The 17,697-nt window shown below is 42.0% G+C and carries 15 protein-coding genes; 7 read left to right on the forward strand and 8 right to left on the reverse strand.

Annotated elements, in window-relative coordinates:
* Positions 1-49 precede the first annotated feature (49 nt).
* Positions 50-1,999 (forward strand): hybrid sensor histidine kinase/response regulator, encoded by a 1,950-nt coding sequence (locus tag AADY36_RS02565; RefSeq protein ID WP_055020802.1) that lies wholly within the window; start codon positions 50-52, stop codon positions 1,997-1,999.
* Positions 2,000-2,018: 19 nt separating this feature from the next.
* Positions 2,019-3,146 (forward strand): response regulator, encoded by a 1,128-nt coding sequence (locus tag AADY36_RS02570; RefSeq protein ID WP_342408458.1) that lies wholly within the window; start codon positions 2,019-2,021, stop codon positions 3,144-3,146.
* Positions 3,147-3,166: 20 nt separating this feature from the next.
* On the opposite strand, the gene queG is transcribed toward AADY36_RS02570, so the two are convergent.
* The 7 genes from queG to AADY36_RS02605 all read right to left on the reverse strand — a co-directional run bounded on the left by queG (position 3,167) and on the right by AADY36_RS02605 (position 10,526).
* Positions 3,167-4,300 carry a tRNA epoxyqueuosine(34) reductase QueG gene (gene queG, locus AADY36_RS02575; protein WP_342409258.1) on the reverse strand — a complete coding sequence of 378 codons (1,134 nt, stop codon included), beginning with the start codon at positions 4,298-4,300 and terminating at the stop codon, positions 3,167-3,169.
* 71 nt (positions 4,301-4,371) lie between these two features.
* Positions 4,372-5,589, reverse strand: coding sequence for a methyl-accepting chemotaxis protein (locus AADY36_RS02580; RefSeq protein WP_054561033.1), 1,218 nt, complete (start codon positions 5,587-5,589; stop codon positions 4,372-4,374).
* 84 nt (positions 5,590-5,673) lie between these two features.
* Complete coding sequence (locus AADY36_RS02585) at positions 5,674-6,372, reverse strand: glycerophosphodiester phosphodiesterase (protein ID WP_342408459.1); 699 nt, start codon at positions 6,370-6,372, stop codon at positions 5,674-5,676.
* Positions 6,369-7,235 (reverse strand): DMT family transporter, encoded by an 867-nt coding sequence (locus AADY36_RS02590; RefSeq protein WP_055020770.1) that lies wholly within the window; start codon positions 7,233-7,235, stop codon positions 6,369-6,371. Before AADY36_RS02590 ends, AADY36_RS02585 begins: the two co-directional genes overlap by 4 nt.
* Positions 7,236-7,322: 87 nt before the next feature.
* Positions 7,323-8,849 carry a polyamine aminopropyltransferase gene (locus tag AADY36_RS02595; RefSeq protein WP_342408460.1) on the reverse strand — a complete coding sequence of 509 codons (1,527 nt, stop codon included), beginning with the start codon at positions 8,847-8,849 and terminating at the stop codon, positions 7,323-7,325.
* Complete coding sequence (locus AADY36_RS02600) at positions 8,839-9,657, reverse strand: hypothetical protein (RefSeq protein ID WP_342408461.1); 819 nt, start codon at positions 9,655-9,657, stop codon at positions 8,839-8,841. The genes AADY36_RS02595 and AADY36_RS02600 overlap by 11 nt, the downstream gene beginning before the upstream one ends.
* 20 nt (positions 9,658-9,677) lie before the next feature.
* Complete coding sequence (locus tag AADY36_RS02605) at positions 9,678-10,526, reverse strand: DUF350 domain-containing protein (RefSeq protein WP_055020767.1); 849 nt, start codon at positions 10,524-10,526, stop codon at positions 9,678-9,680.
* A 181-nt stretch (positions 10,527-10,707) separates the two neighbouring features.
* Between AADY36_RS02605 and rnr the strand changes: the two genes are divergently transcribed.
* Together rnr and rlmB are read left to right on the forward strand one after the other, a co-directional pair.
* Positions 10,708-13,191 carry a ribonuclease R gene (gene rnr / locus AADY36_RS02610; RefSeq protein WP_055199218.1) on the forward strand — a complete coding sequence of 828 codons (2,484 nt, stop codon included), beginning with the start codon at positions 10,708-10,710 and terminating at the stop codon, positions 13,189-13,191.
* Complete coding sequence (gene rlmB, locus AADY36_RS02615; protein WP_054561023.1) at positions 13,188-13,934, forward strand: 23S rRNA (guanosine(2251)-2'-O)-methyltransferase RlmB; 747 nt, start codon at positions 13,188-13,190, stop codon at positions 13,932-13,934. Before rnr ends, rlmB begins: the two co-directional genes overlap by 4 nt.
* 69 nt (positions 13,935-14,003) lie before the next feature.
* On the opposite strand, the gene AADY36_RS02620 is transcribed toward rlmB, so the two are convergent.
* Positions 14,004-14,930 (reverse strand): manganese-dependent inorganic pyrophosphatase, encoded by a 927-nt coding sequence (locus AADY36_RS02620; RefSeq protein ID WP_055020763.1) that lies wholly within the window; start codon positions 14,928-14,930, stop codon positions 14,004-14,006.
* Between the two features lie 151 nt (positions 14,931-15,081).
* On the opposite strand from AADY36_RS02620, the gene AADY36_RS02625 reads away from it, so the two are divergent.
* The 3 genes from AADY36_RS02625 (at position 15,082) to AADY36_RS02635 (ending at position 17,695) form a co-directional block, all read left to right on the forward strand.
* Positions 15,082-15,573, forward strand: a complete 492-nt coding sequence (locus AADY36_RS02625; protein ID WP_239962057.1) for a hypothetical protein — start codon at positions 15,082-15,084, stop codon at positions 15,571-15,573.
* An 11-nt stretch (positions 15,574-15,584) separates the two neighbouring features.
* Positions 15,585-16,394 carry a bifunctional DNA-formamidopyrimidine glycosylase/DNA-(apurinic or apyrimidinic site) lyase gene (gene mutM / locus AADY36_RS02630; RefSeq protein WP_054552701.1) on the forward strand — a complete coding sequence of 270 codons (810 nt, stop codon included), beginning with the start codon at positions 15,585-15,587 and terminating at the stop codon, positions 16,392-16,394.
* A gap of 74 nt (positions 16,395-16,468) precedes the next feature.
* Positions 16,469-17,695: an efflux RND transporter periplasmic adaptor subunit gene (locus AADY36_RS02635; RefSeq protein ID WP_095209790.1), complete on the forward strand. Its 1,227-nt coding sequence runs from the start codon at positions 16,469-16,471 to the stop codon at positions 17,693-17,695.
* Positions 17,696-17,697: the final 2 nt, after the last annotated feature.

The following is a 17,697-nucleotide window of genomic DNA, read 5'->3' on the forward strand; positions in this document are numbered from 1 at the left end:
GTCTACTGTGCGAAGAATATTGATTGTTGATAGCAATAGTGTTTTAGCAATGCGGGTCAAGGTGCTACTGGAGCTGATTGGCTGTCGAGTTGAGCTATTACATTTTGCAATGGTTGATGATGCTGTTTTAGAGCAAGACTTTGATCTTGTTGCAGCTTCTCATGGTGTGCCAACCACTGTTATTAAAACGCTAATGGGAGTGTTCGCACAAGAGCACTTCTTGCTGCTAGCGCCTAAAGCGCAGCGTAGTGATTTACTAGAGCATTTTAGTGAAGTAAATCGCCTATTACCTAATGCTGTGGTGATTTACCCCTTCTTTGCTAATAAAGAAATTAGCTCTTTATTAGAAGGGGTACTTGAGCTCGACAGCGATAATATTCTTCAACTTCCTACCGTGTTACTCGTTGATCACTGCGCAGAACGTTTGGCGCAAATAGCCCTAAACCTAAAAGGGGCACATATTAAGACCTTCACAGCTGATAATACTGCATCTGCTATGGATGTTATTAAAGAGCAGAACATTGATTTACTCATAAGTGATTTTACTTTTACTGATGGCACTGGACTTGAGCTCTTTAATAAGCTCAAAACATGTCAGCCTAATAGCCGCTGTTTACTTTATACTTCTAAACCTGATCAAGTCTCGATGGTGGCAGCTATTCGTCAAGGGGTAGAAGATGTGCTCATCAAGCCGGTTGATGATAATAGCCTGCTGCAATCAGTACATAAACTGTGGCAAACAGAACTATTAAGGCGTCATAACACTGAATTAGTCGAGCGTTTGCAAAATACAGTTGATGCACTCATAGAAAAAGACAGCTTACTACGCGTAATTTTTAAGCATACACCCGATGCCATTATTCTATTTGAGCGTGGTGGTAAGGTTATAGAAACTAACGACGCCTGCGAGCAGCTTTTTGAAAAACCGCTGAAAGAATTTGAGAATTGCTCTGTTTTTGAATTTTTTGATGTTGCTTCAACTGAGCGCATCAAAGATAAGATTGCGACTTTAAGTAAAAACCGACAATTTAGTTGTGACTTACGACTACTCAAGAAAAACGGCAGTGAGGTGCCTTTAGTTGGCTCGTTTAACGAAATCGACCACCACGGCGAAATTGCGCTAGCGGTGATCTTTAAAAATGTTACGCATCTTAAAGAGAAAGAAGATTTACTCGTTGAAGCTAAAGATTTGCTTGAAGAAGAGGTCAAAGCCCGCACAGCTCAGTTAGAGCATGCTAAAAATGTGGCAGAAGCGGCAAATCACAGTAAATCTGAGTTTTTAGCGAACATGTCTCATGAACTTAGAACACCTATGCATTCTATTTTAAGCTTTGCTCGCTTTGGGCTTGATAAGGTTGCTAATGACGATTTAAGTAAAGACAAGTTAAACAAGTATCTATCTAGAATTGAGCAAAGTGGTGAGCGATTATTATCGCTGCTGAATAACTTACTCGATCTCTCAAAGCTCGATGTCGGGAAATTCCCGTTCAATCCGCAAAAGCATAACTTAAGCAATATTATAAAAACCAGCATTGATGATGTGTCGGGCACAGCCCTAGAAAGAAGTATTGCTATTCGGCCTATAGGTTTTGAACAGGGCATTGTGCTTGAGTGCGACGAAGAACAAATTAATCAAATTATGCGTAACTTGATAGGTAATGCACTGAAGTTTAGTGAGCCAAATAGCGAAATTGATATTTGTTTAGCGGTGAATGAGCAGATGGCCGAAATCGCTGTTATTGACCGCGGAATAGGGATCCCTGAACAGGAACTTGAAAAGATTTTTGCTAAGTTTGAGCAAAGCAGTAAAACCAACAGTGGTGCGGGAGGCACTGGGCTTGGATTAGCTATTTGCCGGGAATTTGTAGCCTTACATCAAGGCACTATTTCGGCAAGTAACAATGAGTACGGGGGCGCCACTATTTTGGTACGGCTGCCCTTAGAAATAGACTTGCCGCAACACTTGGCAAATGAACAACAGTCTATATCGATGAATTAATAAAAGGGAAGAGATAATTATGGCCTTGAAACGTATTTTAGCGGTTGATGATGAACCATTTAATTTAGAAATTATTGAAGAGATCCTTGAAGATCTCGATTTTGAGCTGAAAATGGTTAATAGCGGCCCAGAATGCTTAGAAGTCGTTGAAGAGTTCGACCCTCAAGTGATTTTACTCGATGTGAGCATGCCACAAATGAGTGGTTACGATGTCTGTCGTAAGCTGAAAGAAAACCCCAATACACAAAAAATTATTGTGATGTTTGTCTCAGCTAGGGGCACGGTTGAGGAGCGCATGGAAGGCTATTCTGTTGGTGCAGAAGACTACATTGTTAAACCATTTAGTCATGGTGAATTAAAACTTAAGTTACAACATTTAAATCAAGTACTAATTGAAAAAGAATCGCTAGAACAACAAGTTGAAGATGCTACGTCAACGGCATTTAATGCCATGGCAAACAGCAGTGAAATGGGACAAATTGTTAATTACATCGAGCATATTGGTTCGATTGATAATGAACAAGAGCTCGGCAAAGCCTTTTTAAACTGTTTAGGTGCGTTTGATTTACAAAGTAATGTGGAGTTTAGGTTAGATAACGAAGTATTACATTTCTCTGTGTCGGGTGTGTGCTCGCCGATTGTGATCGAGCTGTTTGAAATGCTGAAAAGCAAAGGTCGATTGCATGAGTTCTCAAATCGGATTTTAGTAAACTATGAAATGATTAGTTTGCTTATCTTAAATATGCCTGGGCAAGACCCCGATAAGCATGGTCGAATTCGAGACCATATCTGTTTTTTAGTCAGTGTTACAGAGCAACAGCTAAAAGCGATTCTCACTAAAAAAGAGCTTCTTCAGCAACAGCAACAGTTAAATGATGCTGTAGGTAAGGTGCACAGCAAATTTACAGGTTTGATTGAGCTTTTAAATGAAAACCGTATCAATAACGAAGCTGTATTTAAGCGGCTTCAAGAAGACTTAGAAAGTCGCATACCGACCATGGGCTTAGATGAAGACCAAGAGGTGTTTATCTATCAAAAGGTCGACGAAACCATTCAGAACTCAGTGGCTCGAGAGGAGTCTGTAAAAGGGGTTAAAGCGGCCTTTAAAGAAATTGAGAATGACCTATCGCTATTATTAACGCGGTAGGGCAAAGCTTGAGCTAGTCATCAAGCATCTCTGGGTAGGCCTTTTTCAACAATGCGAATTAAGCGCGCAGTTTTACGAAGCTTTAACTGGCGCTTATTTTTTTGCTGATCAAGCGCCCACTCGATATGCTCAGCGACCAAAGCTGTAGCTGTTGTTAACCTTTGCTCTAAAGCTTCGATTATTTGCTTGTTGTAATCAGCGTTACCTAATCCGACAGCAAGGTTTCTTAACCAGCGCTCGTGACCAATGCGGCGTATAGGGCTGCCTTCGGTATTTTTAAGAAAGGTAGTTTCATCCCATGCAAATAAAGTCAGTAAGTCTTGATCTTTAAGCTGCTTTCTTGGATGAAAGTCAGCTTCATCGGTAATCTGACCATAGCGATTCCATGGACAGACTAATTGGCAGTCATCACAGCCATAGACGCGATTCCCTAACAGTGGACGATACTCTTCTGGAATAGCGCCTTGTAATTCAATCGTTAGGTAAGAAATACACTTACGGGCATCGACTACATAAGGCTCGACAATCGCACCGGTTGGGCACAGCGTCATACAGGCAACGCATTTCCCACAGCCTTCAAAGCTATTTTCTTCATCAATAGGGAGCGGTATATCAACAAAAAGCTCACCTAAGAAAAACCAAGAGCCCGCCTCTTTATTGATTAATAAGCTATGTTTTCCACGCCAGCCCAAGCCTGCCTTTTCGGCTAGTTGTCTTTCAAGCACGGGGGCTGAGTCAACAAAGGGGCGAAAACCGAGCTGGCCAACTTGCTGCTCTATTTTTTGGCCTAACTTTTTCAGACGGTTGCGAATTAACTTATGATAGTCACGACCCAATGCATAGCGACTAATGTACGCTTTATCAGTCTGTTTGAGGTTTTTAGCAAAGCTTGCATCAGGCGGCAGGTAGTTCATTTTTACTGAGATGACTCGTTGCGTGCCAGGTACCAGCTCTGCTGGGCGCGCTCGCTTCATACCATGGGCTGCCATGTATTCCATCTCACCGTGATAGCCTAAATCTAACCAGCGCTGTAGCTGCGCTTCATGCTTCGTTAGGTCAATATCAGTGATCCCGACTTCTGCAAAGCCAAGGTCTTTACCCCATTGCTTTATTTGCAGTGCGAGTTGTTCATAATCAATAGCGGGTGTTGTCACGGTCAATAAAAAAGTAGCCAAGAAGCGGCTACTTTAACATAGTTTGACTCAGAGCAGCAGTTAAAAGCCGATCACACAAAGCGTTTTAACTGCTCTTGGGTTTGTTGGCTCAGTTTGTGTGATTGTTGGCAATCAGCGAGTGATTCATCAATTTGCTGCTTAGCTTGCTCACCCAAAGCAACTATTTGCTCAACCGTTTGATGGGTCTGGGTTTGGGTTTGCTCTAGTAAATGCACGGCGCTGACAATCTGTTGTAGTTGTTGTTGGTTTTGCTCAAATTCGCCAAGCATATTGCTAAAGCCTGTTGAGGTGTTGCTAATGGCAGTTTCAGCTTCACTCGAGTGGCTAATTAACTGCTCAGACTCTTTATTGGTTTCGCTAACAAGGCTATTCATTTGATTAATAAAGTCACTGATCTGGCGAGTTGCATCGTTAACTTTAACCGATAGCGATCTAACTTCATCGGCAACCACCGCAAAACCTCGGCCTGCTTCACCGGCACGTGCCGCTTCGATTGCAGCATTTAGAGCAAGTAAATTGGTTTGATCAGAAAACTCTTCAACCATTTTTAAAATGGCACGAATGTTCTCGCTGTTTTCTTTAAGGCCAGACACTGTTGCTGAGAAGTTACCCAAAATTTGGCTAATCATCGCGACCTTTTTAACTAATGCCGATAACTCAGTGGCTGAGTGCTTAACAAAGTTTAAGTGTTCACTATTAACATGGTGCACGCTGTCAGTATTTGCTGAGATATTCTCTAGGCTTGAAGTAATTTGGTTGCTTGAATCAGTAATGGTTTGACTGAATTTTATTTGCTGGTGGCTCATTTCTGCGGTTTGCTGCATCGAATGAGTCATCTTTGAACTACTATCTGCACTGGCTTGTGCACTTTGATAAGTAGTTGCTAATAGGTTTGCTAAATGAACTGTAAAGGTATTGTACTGCTCACTTAAATCACGAAATTCATCGTAGGTAAAATGCGGTAACTTGGCAGATAAATCGGCATCATGGCGGTTGATTTGCTCAAGTGTATCGCGCATTGCTTGCACTGGGCGCACAATTAAAAAGCGCATGTAGAAAATAGTAAAAATAAAGCTCGCGATGATAACAAAGGTCATTAACCAAAATAGTCCCATGCCAGCTTGTTGTTCTGAAAGGCTGCTATAAAGCCAGATCAAAGTAATGGCTTGAAACGCAAACACAAAACCTAAATTACCGACAATTTTACGTGTAAGAGTGTAAAAGAAAGTTTGTTCGATAAAATTGTAAATGCGCATATAGCTACTCATTAAGGTGTTGTGTTGATTCATTTTGGCGTAATTTTTTATTATTCAATGTCACATAATTCAACAGTATAGCTTAGTTTTGTTGAGTTACAGTGACTGCAGTGTCATTTGTGTATGACACGGAAAATTAGTAAAAATACCATCTACGCCATACTCTAGCATTAATTCGATATCTTCCACTTTATCGACCGTGTAAGCATAAACTTGAAGGCCGCGTTGTTTTGCGTCAGCAACAAACTCATGGTTTATAAAGTTTTTATCTACATGAATGCTATAGGCATGGAGTTTTTGCGCAAACTCGCTGTAATTAATTGGGATTGAAGCGGTAAGTGCACCAATCTTTACCCACGGCAATTTTTGCTTTAGCCACATCAGTTGATGGTGATCGAAAGAAGAGACTAGCAGGTTATCCCGAGAAATTTTCCCAGCGCTAACGTTTGATTCTATAAGCTCTACAAATTTATCTAACGAAAAAGTATGTTTAAGCTCTAAATTAAGTAAAGTTTTATCAGCAACCCAATTGATTGCCTGTTGTAAAGTGGGCACGCACTCGCCATTGCCTGCATCGTATTGTTGAATTTGCTCTTTTGAGCAGGCGTTTACTTTACCGCGACCAGAGGTTGTACGATCAAGCCAAGTGTCGTGAATAATCATGTAATCATCAAGGCAGCTTTGCACATCAATTTCGATGCCATCTACTGCTAAATCAACAGCTGCGATAATGGCGCTTTGAGTATTTTCTGGGTAGGTACCACTGGCACCTCTGTGAGCGAATACTTTCATCATTGCTTATACCTACGAGTCACTGACCATGTTTCATAAAAAGCGGCACTAATCACCAGTGCGCCACCAATAAGAGTGCTAATTGAAGGTTGCTCATGCAAAATTAAAAAAGCGAAAAACGTACCGTATAAAGGCTGCAAACACGATATCAAACCAGCGGTTGAAGCTGATAAGTTTTTTAGGCTTGCTGCAAACAGTGAATGCGGTGCTGCTGTAAAAATAACTCCTACGGTAATTAATAGCAGCCAATTTATTGTATCAACTTGTAATGGCGGTACTTCGACAAAGGCGCACAGCATAATGCAGGCGATCCAAGTTTGATAAAGCATGGTTTGTGGGCCGCCATATTGGCTAAAGTAACGCTTGTGAACGATATTTCGAAAAGCAAAAAAGAACGCTGACAAAATACCAATAGCAATTCCGAGTGTGACATCATTGCCTAAGCTAGCATCAGGAATAAGTAAATAAATCCCAAGCATCACCACCAAGGCACTAAAAATATCTTTGAGCTGTGGTTTGCTGCCATGAAAAAAAGGTTCTAAAAACACCGTAATAACAGGGTAAGTAAAAAAGGCAATCATACCGACTGCAATACCTGCCAATTGCATACCTGCGAAGTAGGTAAGCCAATGTATTCCAACTGTGATACCAAGCAACAAGGCGATGAGATAATCACGACGTGAGTGAAGCTTAATTGCTTTCTTCTGGATTGTGAGTAACAGCAGTAGCGCACAGCCTGCAATGGCTGTTCGGTAAACGGTAATATCTAATGCACTTAAGCTGACTAGCTTGGCGAATAATGCAGTACCACCAAATAGTAGCACTGCAATGTGTAAGTATATAAGGCTCTGTTTGTGCGCCTGCATTACAAACCTTGTTATTGTTGTTATTAACTCTCTTTGTAACGGTAATCCTTTACTTTGTAAACTCCCCAAATGGGCTAATCCATTCGTTTAGTTCCAATATTTCCACCCTTGCAAGTAATATTGCAGTACATTCGGCTCATCAAGCGTCGATACTTTTTCATTGTTTGCGCTAATATCCGGCGTGAAAATAAACAATTGTGCGTCATTTTCTGGGCGGTAAAAGCGGGTTTTAACTGGCAATACTTGTTGGTTTCTGCACATCAAGTTGCAAGCCATAACAAAGCCCCATTCGCCAAAAGAGGGCACATTCAAATGATAAGGCAAGGTGTGCGCAAAGCCCGCTGCACTGAGTGTGTTATTGATAGACCAAAATGCGTGTTTCGCAAAAAATGGGCTGGTGGCCTGGGTCACTACAATACCGTTATTTGGTAGTCGTGTTTTTACTAGTTGATAAAACTGCTGACTGTAAAGCCGTGCTAAATTGATTGCTTTTGGATCCGGTAAATCAATAAAAATAATATCGAACAGCTGTTCGTTTTGCTCAATAAACACATAAGCATCTTGATGAATAACCGTCACTTTAGGATCACTGAGTGAGTGCTTGTTAAGTGTTGTCAGGTTGTGATTAGTTTGCGCAAGCTTAGCGACTGCTGGATCTAAATCGACTAGGGTAATAGATTCTATTTGCGGGTATTTCAAAAGCTCTCTAGCTGCTAAGCCATCGCCACCGCCTAAAATTAGAATACGTTTGGCATTACCATGGCGCACCATAGCGGGATGGATAAGCGCTTCGTGATAGCGATACTCATCAATCGATGAAAACTGTAAGCCACCGTTTAAATAAAGCCGAATATCATCTTTATGACGAGTCAGTACGATTTGCTGATAGGGCGTTTGTTCTGAGTGCACAACACGGTCATCGTAGATTTGACTTTGCCAAAGATGGGTGAGCTGTTTGCTAGCAAATAAGCAAAGCACTAATACTGAGCAGACTAAAACTAATGTGAGTCTAAGCACTTTTCGACGATTTGGGCTGATATGGTCGATAAAGTACCACAGCAATAACAGCGCAATACTTAGATTCATTAAGCCAAAGCTTAAGGCTGTTTTAAAAACCCCAAGCCAAGGTAAAAATAGAAAAGGAAACAGTAAAGTCGCAAGCAGGGCGCCAAAGTAGTCAATAGATAACACATTAGCGAGGTTTGCTTTTAGCGCATAATGTTTTTCCATTAGGCGACTTAACAGCGGAATTTCTAAGCCAATCAAAATCCCTATTAGCGTAGTGAGTAAAATACTAATTGCTTGCAGTGGTAAACCAAACGCATAGCAGAAATACAGCAATGGCACACTCAAACCGCCAAGTAGTGCAAGCGCAAGCTCAAAACCAATAAAATACACCAGCAATGGCTTATCAGGCACAAAGCGGGAAAAATAAGAGCCAACCCCCATTGCTGCCATATAGACGCCAATCGTCAGGGAAAACTGAGTGATGCTATCACCCAAAAAGTAGGCACCAGTGGTTGCGATCAGTAGCTCATAGATAATTGAGCAAAGGCCAGCAACAAAAATACTAAACAGTAAAATGTGGCTTTCGCGAATTGATTTATTTACCACCTGGGCCGCCTCGTGAACGGAAACCTGCACTACCAATACTTTGCTCACGTAATTGTTTATCAACGCTTATTGTGAGGTGGTGATAGGAGTAAACTTGCCAATCTTGCTCTTTGTCACCTTTGCTATATGCCAAGAAGGAAAAGAAGAGCACGGGTGCTAAAAACAGTAACACAATAGGCCAAACTGAGATACGCGAGTCCATTGCTTTTATAGCCTCAGGGTTTAACTTATTGATTGGTTTATAAGTAATATCAGAGCCTTCACGCTCAGCTTCTAAACGATGCAGCATTACAAATAGGGCTACACCGCCGATGAAACCAGAAATCCATAACAGCGGTAGCATAAAATTACTGTTACCTTTGATTGGGATAATACGAAACGTATAACTAAAATGTTCGGCACGCTTATTTGGGCCAAACGTACTACTGACGTAGGCGCTATATTGCCCCTTCTTTGGGAAGTGGACATCGTGATGAGTATAATCACGGTACTCAGTCCATTTGCCATCTGAATCGTGTCCGGTTTCGGCCCAAAGTTCATCAGAGTAACTAAATAAGTAGTTACCATCAGGGTCAAAAATTTCGATATCAATAGCTTTCCAAGAGTTTAAAGGCAGTCTGCCTTTAATTTCTAAGCGCATCATTTGGCCATCTTCTGGCACTGTAAATAGGTAAGGTTTGTCTTGTCCGTCGTAGTCTTTAAAGTTGCCATATTGGCCACTAATAAGTGGCGCTTGTAGATCTGCACGTATCACCAAGCAAACAACAAATGTGATAGCGGCAATAATAAAAAGCTTATAGATGTTCATCCATTACTCCATAAATAAGCTTAAATAGCGATAGTGATGATAACAGCAACACAGATTGCAATGCTGCTTTCAATAACCGCAACGGCGGTGTTTTTGTCGTGCATTGCTTGGTCGAGTGAAATTTTGCTAAAGATAATTTTATCAACGAGGTAACGCACAATTGGTAAAATTAAAAAGCCAAATAATGCGTCAATAAAGAATAAGCTTAAGCTTTGTTGCCAAGTATGAAAGCCACCAATGAGCGCATGACACAAGATAATAGCTAACGCCAACATAGTGCCAGAAAAGCTAAGTGCAACGGCTTTGTTGCCTTTTTCGAGCTGTTCGTGAAGATTAAAAGCAGTGAGGTGATCATAGCCTTTGGCAAAAATGATCAGCATTAGTTGCCCTAAAAAATAAAACACAATGGCTGATAACCATGTGCCTTCGCCGGTTAATGCGCCACCAATGATCAGTGCAGCAGCCATATAGTTTGCCGCTTGTACTAGGCCTACGGCCTCGTTTTGTTGGTTAATTAATTGCTCTTGGTTGCAGAACAAGCGCAGCAGTAATTTGTCATTTAAAATACGTGAGCAGGTTAGCAGCACCATACCTAATACACTGTACAGTGATACATTCATCAAATCTCTTAGTAAACCTTGGCTAGGTCCAGCTAAAACAAAACCATAAATAATGGTAATTGCCCCTAAGTAGCCGCCAATAGATAAACCCAAGGCACTGTTGGCATTATCGGTTAATTGGCTGGTGGTGTTATAAGGGGTTGCTAAGTTATACGACAGTTTTGCAACCGCTATGATCGCAATGAACAGACCAATATAGGCGCTGTTGTAGGCCATCGTTGCGAGGTAGTGGGTTAAGTTAATATCCATATAATTATGTTAGCTTGTTGTTATTTTCCGAAAATATTAACACAGAGTGTTTGTTGCAAAGAATATCAAAGCTTCATTTTTGGCAGAATTAATCAATTTCTTAAAAGTTTCATAGCTTTTGCCTGTCTCATTGTTAGGTTATGGGTTAAAATAACAACATAACCAACTAACAAGATAGTGAATGTCAAAACAGGATCCCAATCTCAGTCGAGAACAAGAAAAGTACGAAAACCCCGTCCCTAGCCGTGAGTTTATACTTACTCACTTAGAATCTCGCGCCAAACCAGCAAACTTCACACAACTTTGTGACGAATTACATGTGAATGATACAGAGCGTCAAATTGCGTTCAAACGTCGTTTACGTGCTATGGAACGCGATGGTCAACTGTATTTCAATAAGTTTAAATGCTACGCATTGATTGATGAATCTGGGCTAGTTAAAGGCAAGGTCATTGGTCATCGTGACGGATTCGGCTTTTTAGAAGTTGAAGGTGAGAGTAAAGATTGGTTTATCGCAAAGCACCAAATGAATATGGTGTTGCACGGTGACATTGTGCTTGCTAAAGGCAATCGCAAAGGCTCAAGTGGCAAATGCGATGCACGCATCATTAAGGTATTAACCAATGAACGTGCACCGATTGTTGGCCGCTATTTTGTTGAGCATGGTATTGCAGTTGTTGTGGCTGAAGACCCACGCATAACGCAAGATATTATGATACTACCGGGTAGTGAAAATGGCGCGCGCCACAACCAAATGGTGCAGGTGCAAATTACCCAAAACCCAAGCCGACATATGAATGCGGTAGGCAAAGTCACTGAGGTACTGGGTGAGCACTTAGCACCGGGTATGGAAATTGAAGTTGCACTACGCAATCACGATATTCCTCACGTTTGGCCAGAAGCGGTTGAAAAGCAAGTTGCTCATTTAGGTGAGTTTGTTGATGAACAAGCAAAGCAAGGTCGCGTTGATTTACGTGACTTACCGCTAGTTACAATCGACGGTGAAGATGCCCGAGACTTTGACGATGCCGTTTATTGTGAGCGCAAACCATCAGGTGGTTGGCGTTTATGGGTGGCTATTGCCGATGTGTCGCACTACGTAGGAATGAACACGCCTCTGAATAAAGAAGCGATTGAACGTGGTAACTCAGTATACTTCCCTGAGCAAGTTATTCCGATGCTGCCAAAAGTGCTATCGAATGGCTTGTGCTCATTGAACCCAGAAGTTGACCGTTTATGTATGGTTGCTGAGATGACGGTGTCAGAAGCGGGTAAGTTGTCTGGGTATAAATTTTACGAAGCGGTGATGAATTCACACGCTCGTTTTACTTACACCAAAGTGAATGCGATTTTACAAGGCGATGAAAAGCTACGTGAAGAGTACGCTAAAATGGTGCCACATTTAACTGACTTACAGCAAATGTACATGGCACTTAAAGCTGCTCGCCAAGAGCGTGGTGCGATTGAGTTTGAAACCTTAGAAACGCGCTTTGTGTTTAATGCACATCGTAAGATTGAATCAATTGTGCCTGTGGTTCGCAATGATGCGCACAAACTTATCGAAGAGTGCATGATTTTAGCGAACGTATCGGCAGCCCGATTATTAGAAAAGCACGAGGCGAGTGCGCTTTATCGTGTGCATGATGAGCCTGATGCTGAAAAGCTTGGTTTCTTCAGAAACTTTTTATCAGAGCTTGGTATCGAAACTGCGATTTCTGATGAGCCAACACCAAAAGAAATAACCCAAGTGTTAGCTAAATTAGGCGACCGCCCAGAAGCTGAGCTTATTCAAACCATGTTGCTCCGTTCAATGAAGCAAGCGGTTTATCAGCCAGATAACATTGGCCACTTTGGTTTAGCTTTACCAGCCTATGCCCACTTTACATCGCCAATTCGTCGTTACCCTGATTTAGTGGTGCACCGTGCAATTAAAGCGGTACTTAAAGCGCAAGGTCAGCAAACATCGGGTGAGTATGCCTACACTGATGACGAAGTTGATATTTTAGGTGAGCAGTGTTCAACCACTGAACGCCGTGCTGATGATGCGACTCGCGAAGTAGCAGATTGGCTTAAATGTGAATTTATGCAAGACCATGTTGGTGACGAATTTGGTGGGGTGATCTCATCGGTAACTAACTTTGGTTTATTTGTACGCTTAGACGATTTACAAATCGACGGCATGATCCATGTAACTAACCTGGGCAATGAGTACTTCCATTACGATGGTGCTAAGCATTGCTTGATTGGTGAACAAACTCACACTGTTTATCGTTTAGGCGATAAACTAACGGTTCAGGTGTCATCTGTCAGTCTTGACGAGCGACGCATAAACTTAGTATTAGCTGGTGAAGCGCAACAAGACCGTTATGCGCGTCGTCGTGGCCGTAGTGCCCCTGCAAAACCAAGTGTTCGTGCCCAGCTTAAAGCAGGTAAAATTCCTGGTAAAAAAGCGCAGTCAGGCAGCTTTGAGGCAAAATCAGGCGACAAAGAGAATGAAAAACGTGGCAAGTCTTCATCTTCTAAAGGGCGTAAAAAGCCTAATAGTAAACAAGCTGATGCTGTAAAAGCTGGCAAAAAGAAGAGTAAGAAAAAAGCCACCAAAAAGGCAAAAAGACCGGGTAAGAATGCCCGTAAACGTAATGGCCGAGGAGCAAATAATACGTGAGTAATGAATTAATTTTTGGTTTTCACTCAGTTGAAGCAATATTAGCAAAAGAGCCTGAGCGCTTTTTAGAAATATACGCTTTAAAAGGGCGTGAAGATAAACGTTTAAACCCGGTTATTGACCAAGCACGTAAATTCGGTATTTCTGTACAATTTATGCAGCGTAAAGCGCTTGATAATAAAGCAAATGGTGAGCAGCACCAAGGCATTATCGCTAATGTAAAAGCGGCGCGCATGTATAACGAAAAAGATCTAGATGAGATCATTGCCCGTGAAGAAACGCCTTTCTTACTGGTACTTGATGGTATTACTGATCCACATAACTTAGGTGCCTGTTTACGTAGTGCAGATGCTGCGGGCGTGCACGCGATAATAGTTCCTAAAGATAAGTCTGCAAAACTGAACGGCACAGCGCGTAAAGTAGCATGCGGTGCAGCAGAAACAGTGCCATTAGTTCAAGTAACCAATCTTGCGCGTACGTTACGTGAAATTAAAGATGCTGGCGTTTGGGTTGTCGGCACTGCCGGTGAAACAGATACTGAGTTATTTGATGCAAACCTAACAGGGCCAATGGCTGTTGTTATGGGTGCTGAAGGGGATGGTATGCGCCGCCTTACTCGTGAGCATTGTGATTTATTAGTTAAAATCCCAATGGCTGGTTCGGTATCTAGTTTAAATGTGTCAGTTGCGACCGGTATTTGTTTATTTGAAGTGTTACGTCAGCGTAATGCAACGCAAATCTAACTACCGCGAAAATTTCAGACACAAAAAAAGCCGATGTAACATCGGCTTTTTTGTATCTAACAGTTCTGATTAGATTTTTGCAAAAGCGTCTTGTAGTGGTGGTACTACTTGCTTCTTACGGCTTAATACGCCATCTAACCATACGCGACCGTCTTCTGATTTAACATCATAGGCAGCTTCGATTACTGATACGTCATCAGACGCAATTAGCATTTCAGAGCCTTCTTTCATGATATCGGTTAACAGGAGTAATACTGAGTGGCGACCGCCTTCTTCTTTAAGCTTTGCGATGTCAGCTTCAAGGTCTGCTTTGATCTCATCAAATACAGCAAGGTCGATAACTTCTAGCTGGCCAATACCTACTAGCTTACCGTTCATGTTGAAGTCTTTGAAATCACGCATTACTAAATCACGTGCAGGGGTGCCATCAACTGCTGATTTAACCTTGAACATTTCCATGCCAAGTTCTTTGAAATCTTCTATGCCAGCGATTTCAGCAAGTGCTTCAACACATTTGATATCAGCTGTTGTACACGTTGGTGATTTAAAGATTACAGTGTCGCTTAAGATAGCGCATAACATGATGCCTGCGATATCTTTTGGAATCTCTACGTTGTAGAAGTCATACATCATTTTGATGATAGTGTTTGAACAACCCACTGGGCGGATCCAACACTCAAGTGGTGTTGATGATGTTAAATCGCCTAATTTGTGGTGATCAACAACACCTACAACACGTGCTTCATCGATGTCATCAGGTGCTTGTGTTTTTTCTGTGTGGTCAACGATATAAACGTCTTCGCCTGCGTAGCTAAGTTTTAGCTCAGGTGCTTCGAAACCGAATTTATCTAGGATAAATTGTGTTTCAGGTGATACTTCACCTAAACGCGTCGGGATCGCAGGTTCATTGATCTGGTTTTTTAAGTATGCAAGCGCAATTGCACCGCAAATTGAATCTGAATCAGGGATCTTATGACCCACTACATACATTGACATTGACGGAACTCCTTTAAATTTGGCGGATATTTTAGCAAAGTATCGACAGATTGATACATAACAGACATGAAATTTTGTTGATCAATTACAACTGCCAATTAATGTCCTTTTTGGTTACACTTTAAGATATTGAAAACTGAGGAAGATACTGATGCGCTTGAGCCGAAAAGCATGGAATAATGTGGTGATTATTTCGATGCTATTGATGATTTTTTTCTTCAATGGCCTACATAAAAAGCTCAATACACAGCCCGTTGAAGAAGGAGTACAAGCATTACTCCCAGAACAAAGCTTTATTTTGGCGATGGCATTTCCAGAATTAAAAATCGAGCGTATCGGCACCTCTTGGCGTAGCCAATCACTGCAAGAAACCACATGGCAAGGCGATGAGCAGCAGCTCGAACAACTTGTTGAACTTTGGCAACATCAAAGACTGACTATTGCCAGTCTCCCTGTTAGTAAAATTTCACAGACATCGGCTGATTATGTTGCCTCCGTGTGGCTAGCCGGGGAGCAGTTGCCAGCGGTGTATCAGTTGTACAACATAGATCAGCAATACTATTTATTAGATAAGCGGTTACAACGAGTATTTGAGCTTGAACAAGCTGATGCTGCTAAGTTATTTCCGTTATACCCGTTTTAAGAGAGTCACAGATGCCTGAATTACCAGAAGTTGAAGTTAGCCGTTTGGGAATAACGCCGCATGTGCTTAACCAAACAGTGACCAAAGTAAATATTCATAACGCTAGTATGCGTTGGCCTGTGCCTGATGATGTATATCAATTACAAGGACTTAAAGTTACTTCAGTGGAGCGTAGAGCAAAATATTTATTACTCGGTTGTGAGCTGGGTAGTGTTATTTTGCACTTAGGAATGTCGGGCAACTTACGAGTTGTGAGCGCAGATGAGCCATTAAAAAAGCACGACCATATCGAATTTATTTTAGCCTCAGGTAAAGCGCTAAGACTCAACGACGCGCGTCGCTTTGGTGCCTGCTTATGGCAAGCACCAGGCGAATGTCATACCTTGCTAACCAAGCTTGGACCGGAGCCTCTTACCGATGAGTTTGCAGCAAAGCGTGTTTACGAACAGTCTAGAAATAAAAAAGTACCAATTAAACAGTTTATTATGGATAACGCTGTGGTAGTTGGTGTAGGTAACATCTATGCCAATGAGTCGTTATTTAAGGCTGGAATTCACCCGAAACGAGAAGCCGGCAAGGTGTCTTTAAAGCGTTATCAGCAATTAGTGCCTATTATTAAAGAAACACTTGCTGCGGCTATCACGCAAGGCGGCACAACATTAAAAGATTTTGCTCAAAGTGATGGTAAGCCCGGTTATTTTGCCCAGCAATTACTAGTTTATGGTCGCAAAGGTGAGCCATGTGTAACGTGTAAAGAGCCATTAAAAGAAATTAGATTAGGGCAAAGAAGCACTGTGTACTGCTCTAATTGTCAAAAATAACAAAGAATCCCTCATCTATGTAGTATTGCAACAGATAGCAAGATAGAGACAGGCTTAAGGAATGAGAAGGTTGTATGCTATTAAACAAATACGTCATAGGGTGCGTGTGCTTAGCGGCACTGGTGGGTTGTTCTAAAGAGCAACCTCAAGTTATCGTTGAGGAAGTGGTTACCGCTGAGGTTAAGCAGTTTGATGTGCCGCTGTATGGGAATTACGTGGCGCGTACAGACGCATCACTTGATGTTGAAGTACGCGCACGGATCACCGGCTTTGTACAAAGTGTTGAATTTGTTGAAGGTAGTTGGGTAAACGAAGGTGATTTACTCTACACCATTGATGATAGACCCTACCGAGCTAAGCTTAATCGCGTTAAAGCCGCACTACAAAAAGACCAAGCAGCGCTGGCAAAAGCAAAGCGCGATGTTACTCGTTTAAAACCCCTCTACGAGCAAGATGCAGCAAGTCAGCTCGACTACGACAATGCAATTTCTATCCAAGAGCAAGCGCAAGCGTCATTATCAGCAACCCAAGCAGAACTTGAAGAAACCAAGCTCGATTTAGAATATACCCGCATTACGGCGCCAATTAGTGGCATGGTTGGTAGCTCTGAAGCCGATCTCGGTGCTTTGGTTGGCAGTAATGGTATTTCACTCCTTACCACCATTCAGCAAATAGACCCTATTTTCGTTAATTTTAATATGTCGGCACTTGATTATTTGAATGCCAAGCGACGTATGACCAGCATGATGGAGAAGCTACAAGCCGAGCAACAAGGCAAGGCGCTAGAAGGCTTTGTACGTATTTCTTTGCCTGATGGCAGTGAGTATCGATATTGGGGTGATGTGAGTTTCACCGACCCTAAAATTAGCCCGAAAACGGGCACCTTTAAAGTAAGAGCAAAGCTGCCTAACCCTAATAGTGAGCTATTACCTGGGCAATATACAAAAGCACGGATTAAATTATCCGAATTGAAAGATGCCATTGTTGTCCCTGAAGAAGCTACACAAGTTGAGCAGGGCGGTATTTATGTAATGGTGGTACTTGATTCAGGTGAGATAGAGCGGCGCTTTATTGTTGTTGAGCATTACGGTGAACAAGGAATTGTTGCTAGCGGTGGCTTGAGTGCGGGTGAGCAAGTGGTGGTGAAAGGTTTGCATCGCATTCGTCATGGTCAGCAAGTAAAAGCGATTTCGTTAGCCGAGTTTGAAAAACGCCGATTAACGCCAAACACGGGCACTACTCCACTGGCGCCAGATAAACCAAGCAAACAAGATGATGAAAAAAATCAGCAGGGAGCTTAGCT

It is taken from the genome of Pseudoalteromonas sp. D15MCD-2 (genome assembly GCF_038562745.1).
In the GTDB taxonomy this organism is placed as follows: domain Bacteria; phylum Pseudomonadota; class Gammaproteobacteria; order Enterobacterales; family Alteromonadaceae; genus Pseudoalteromonas.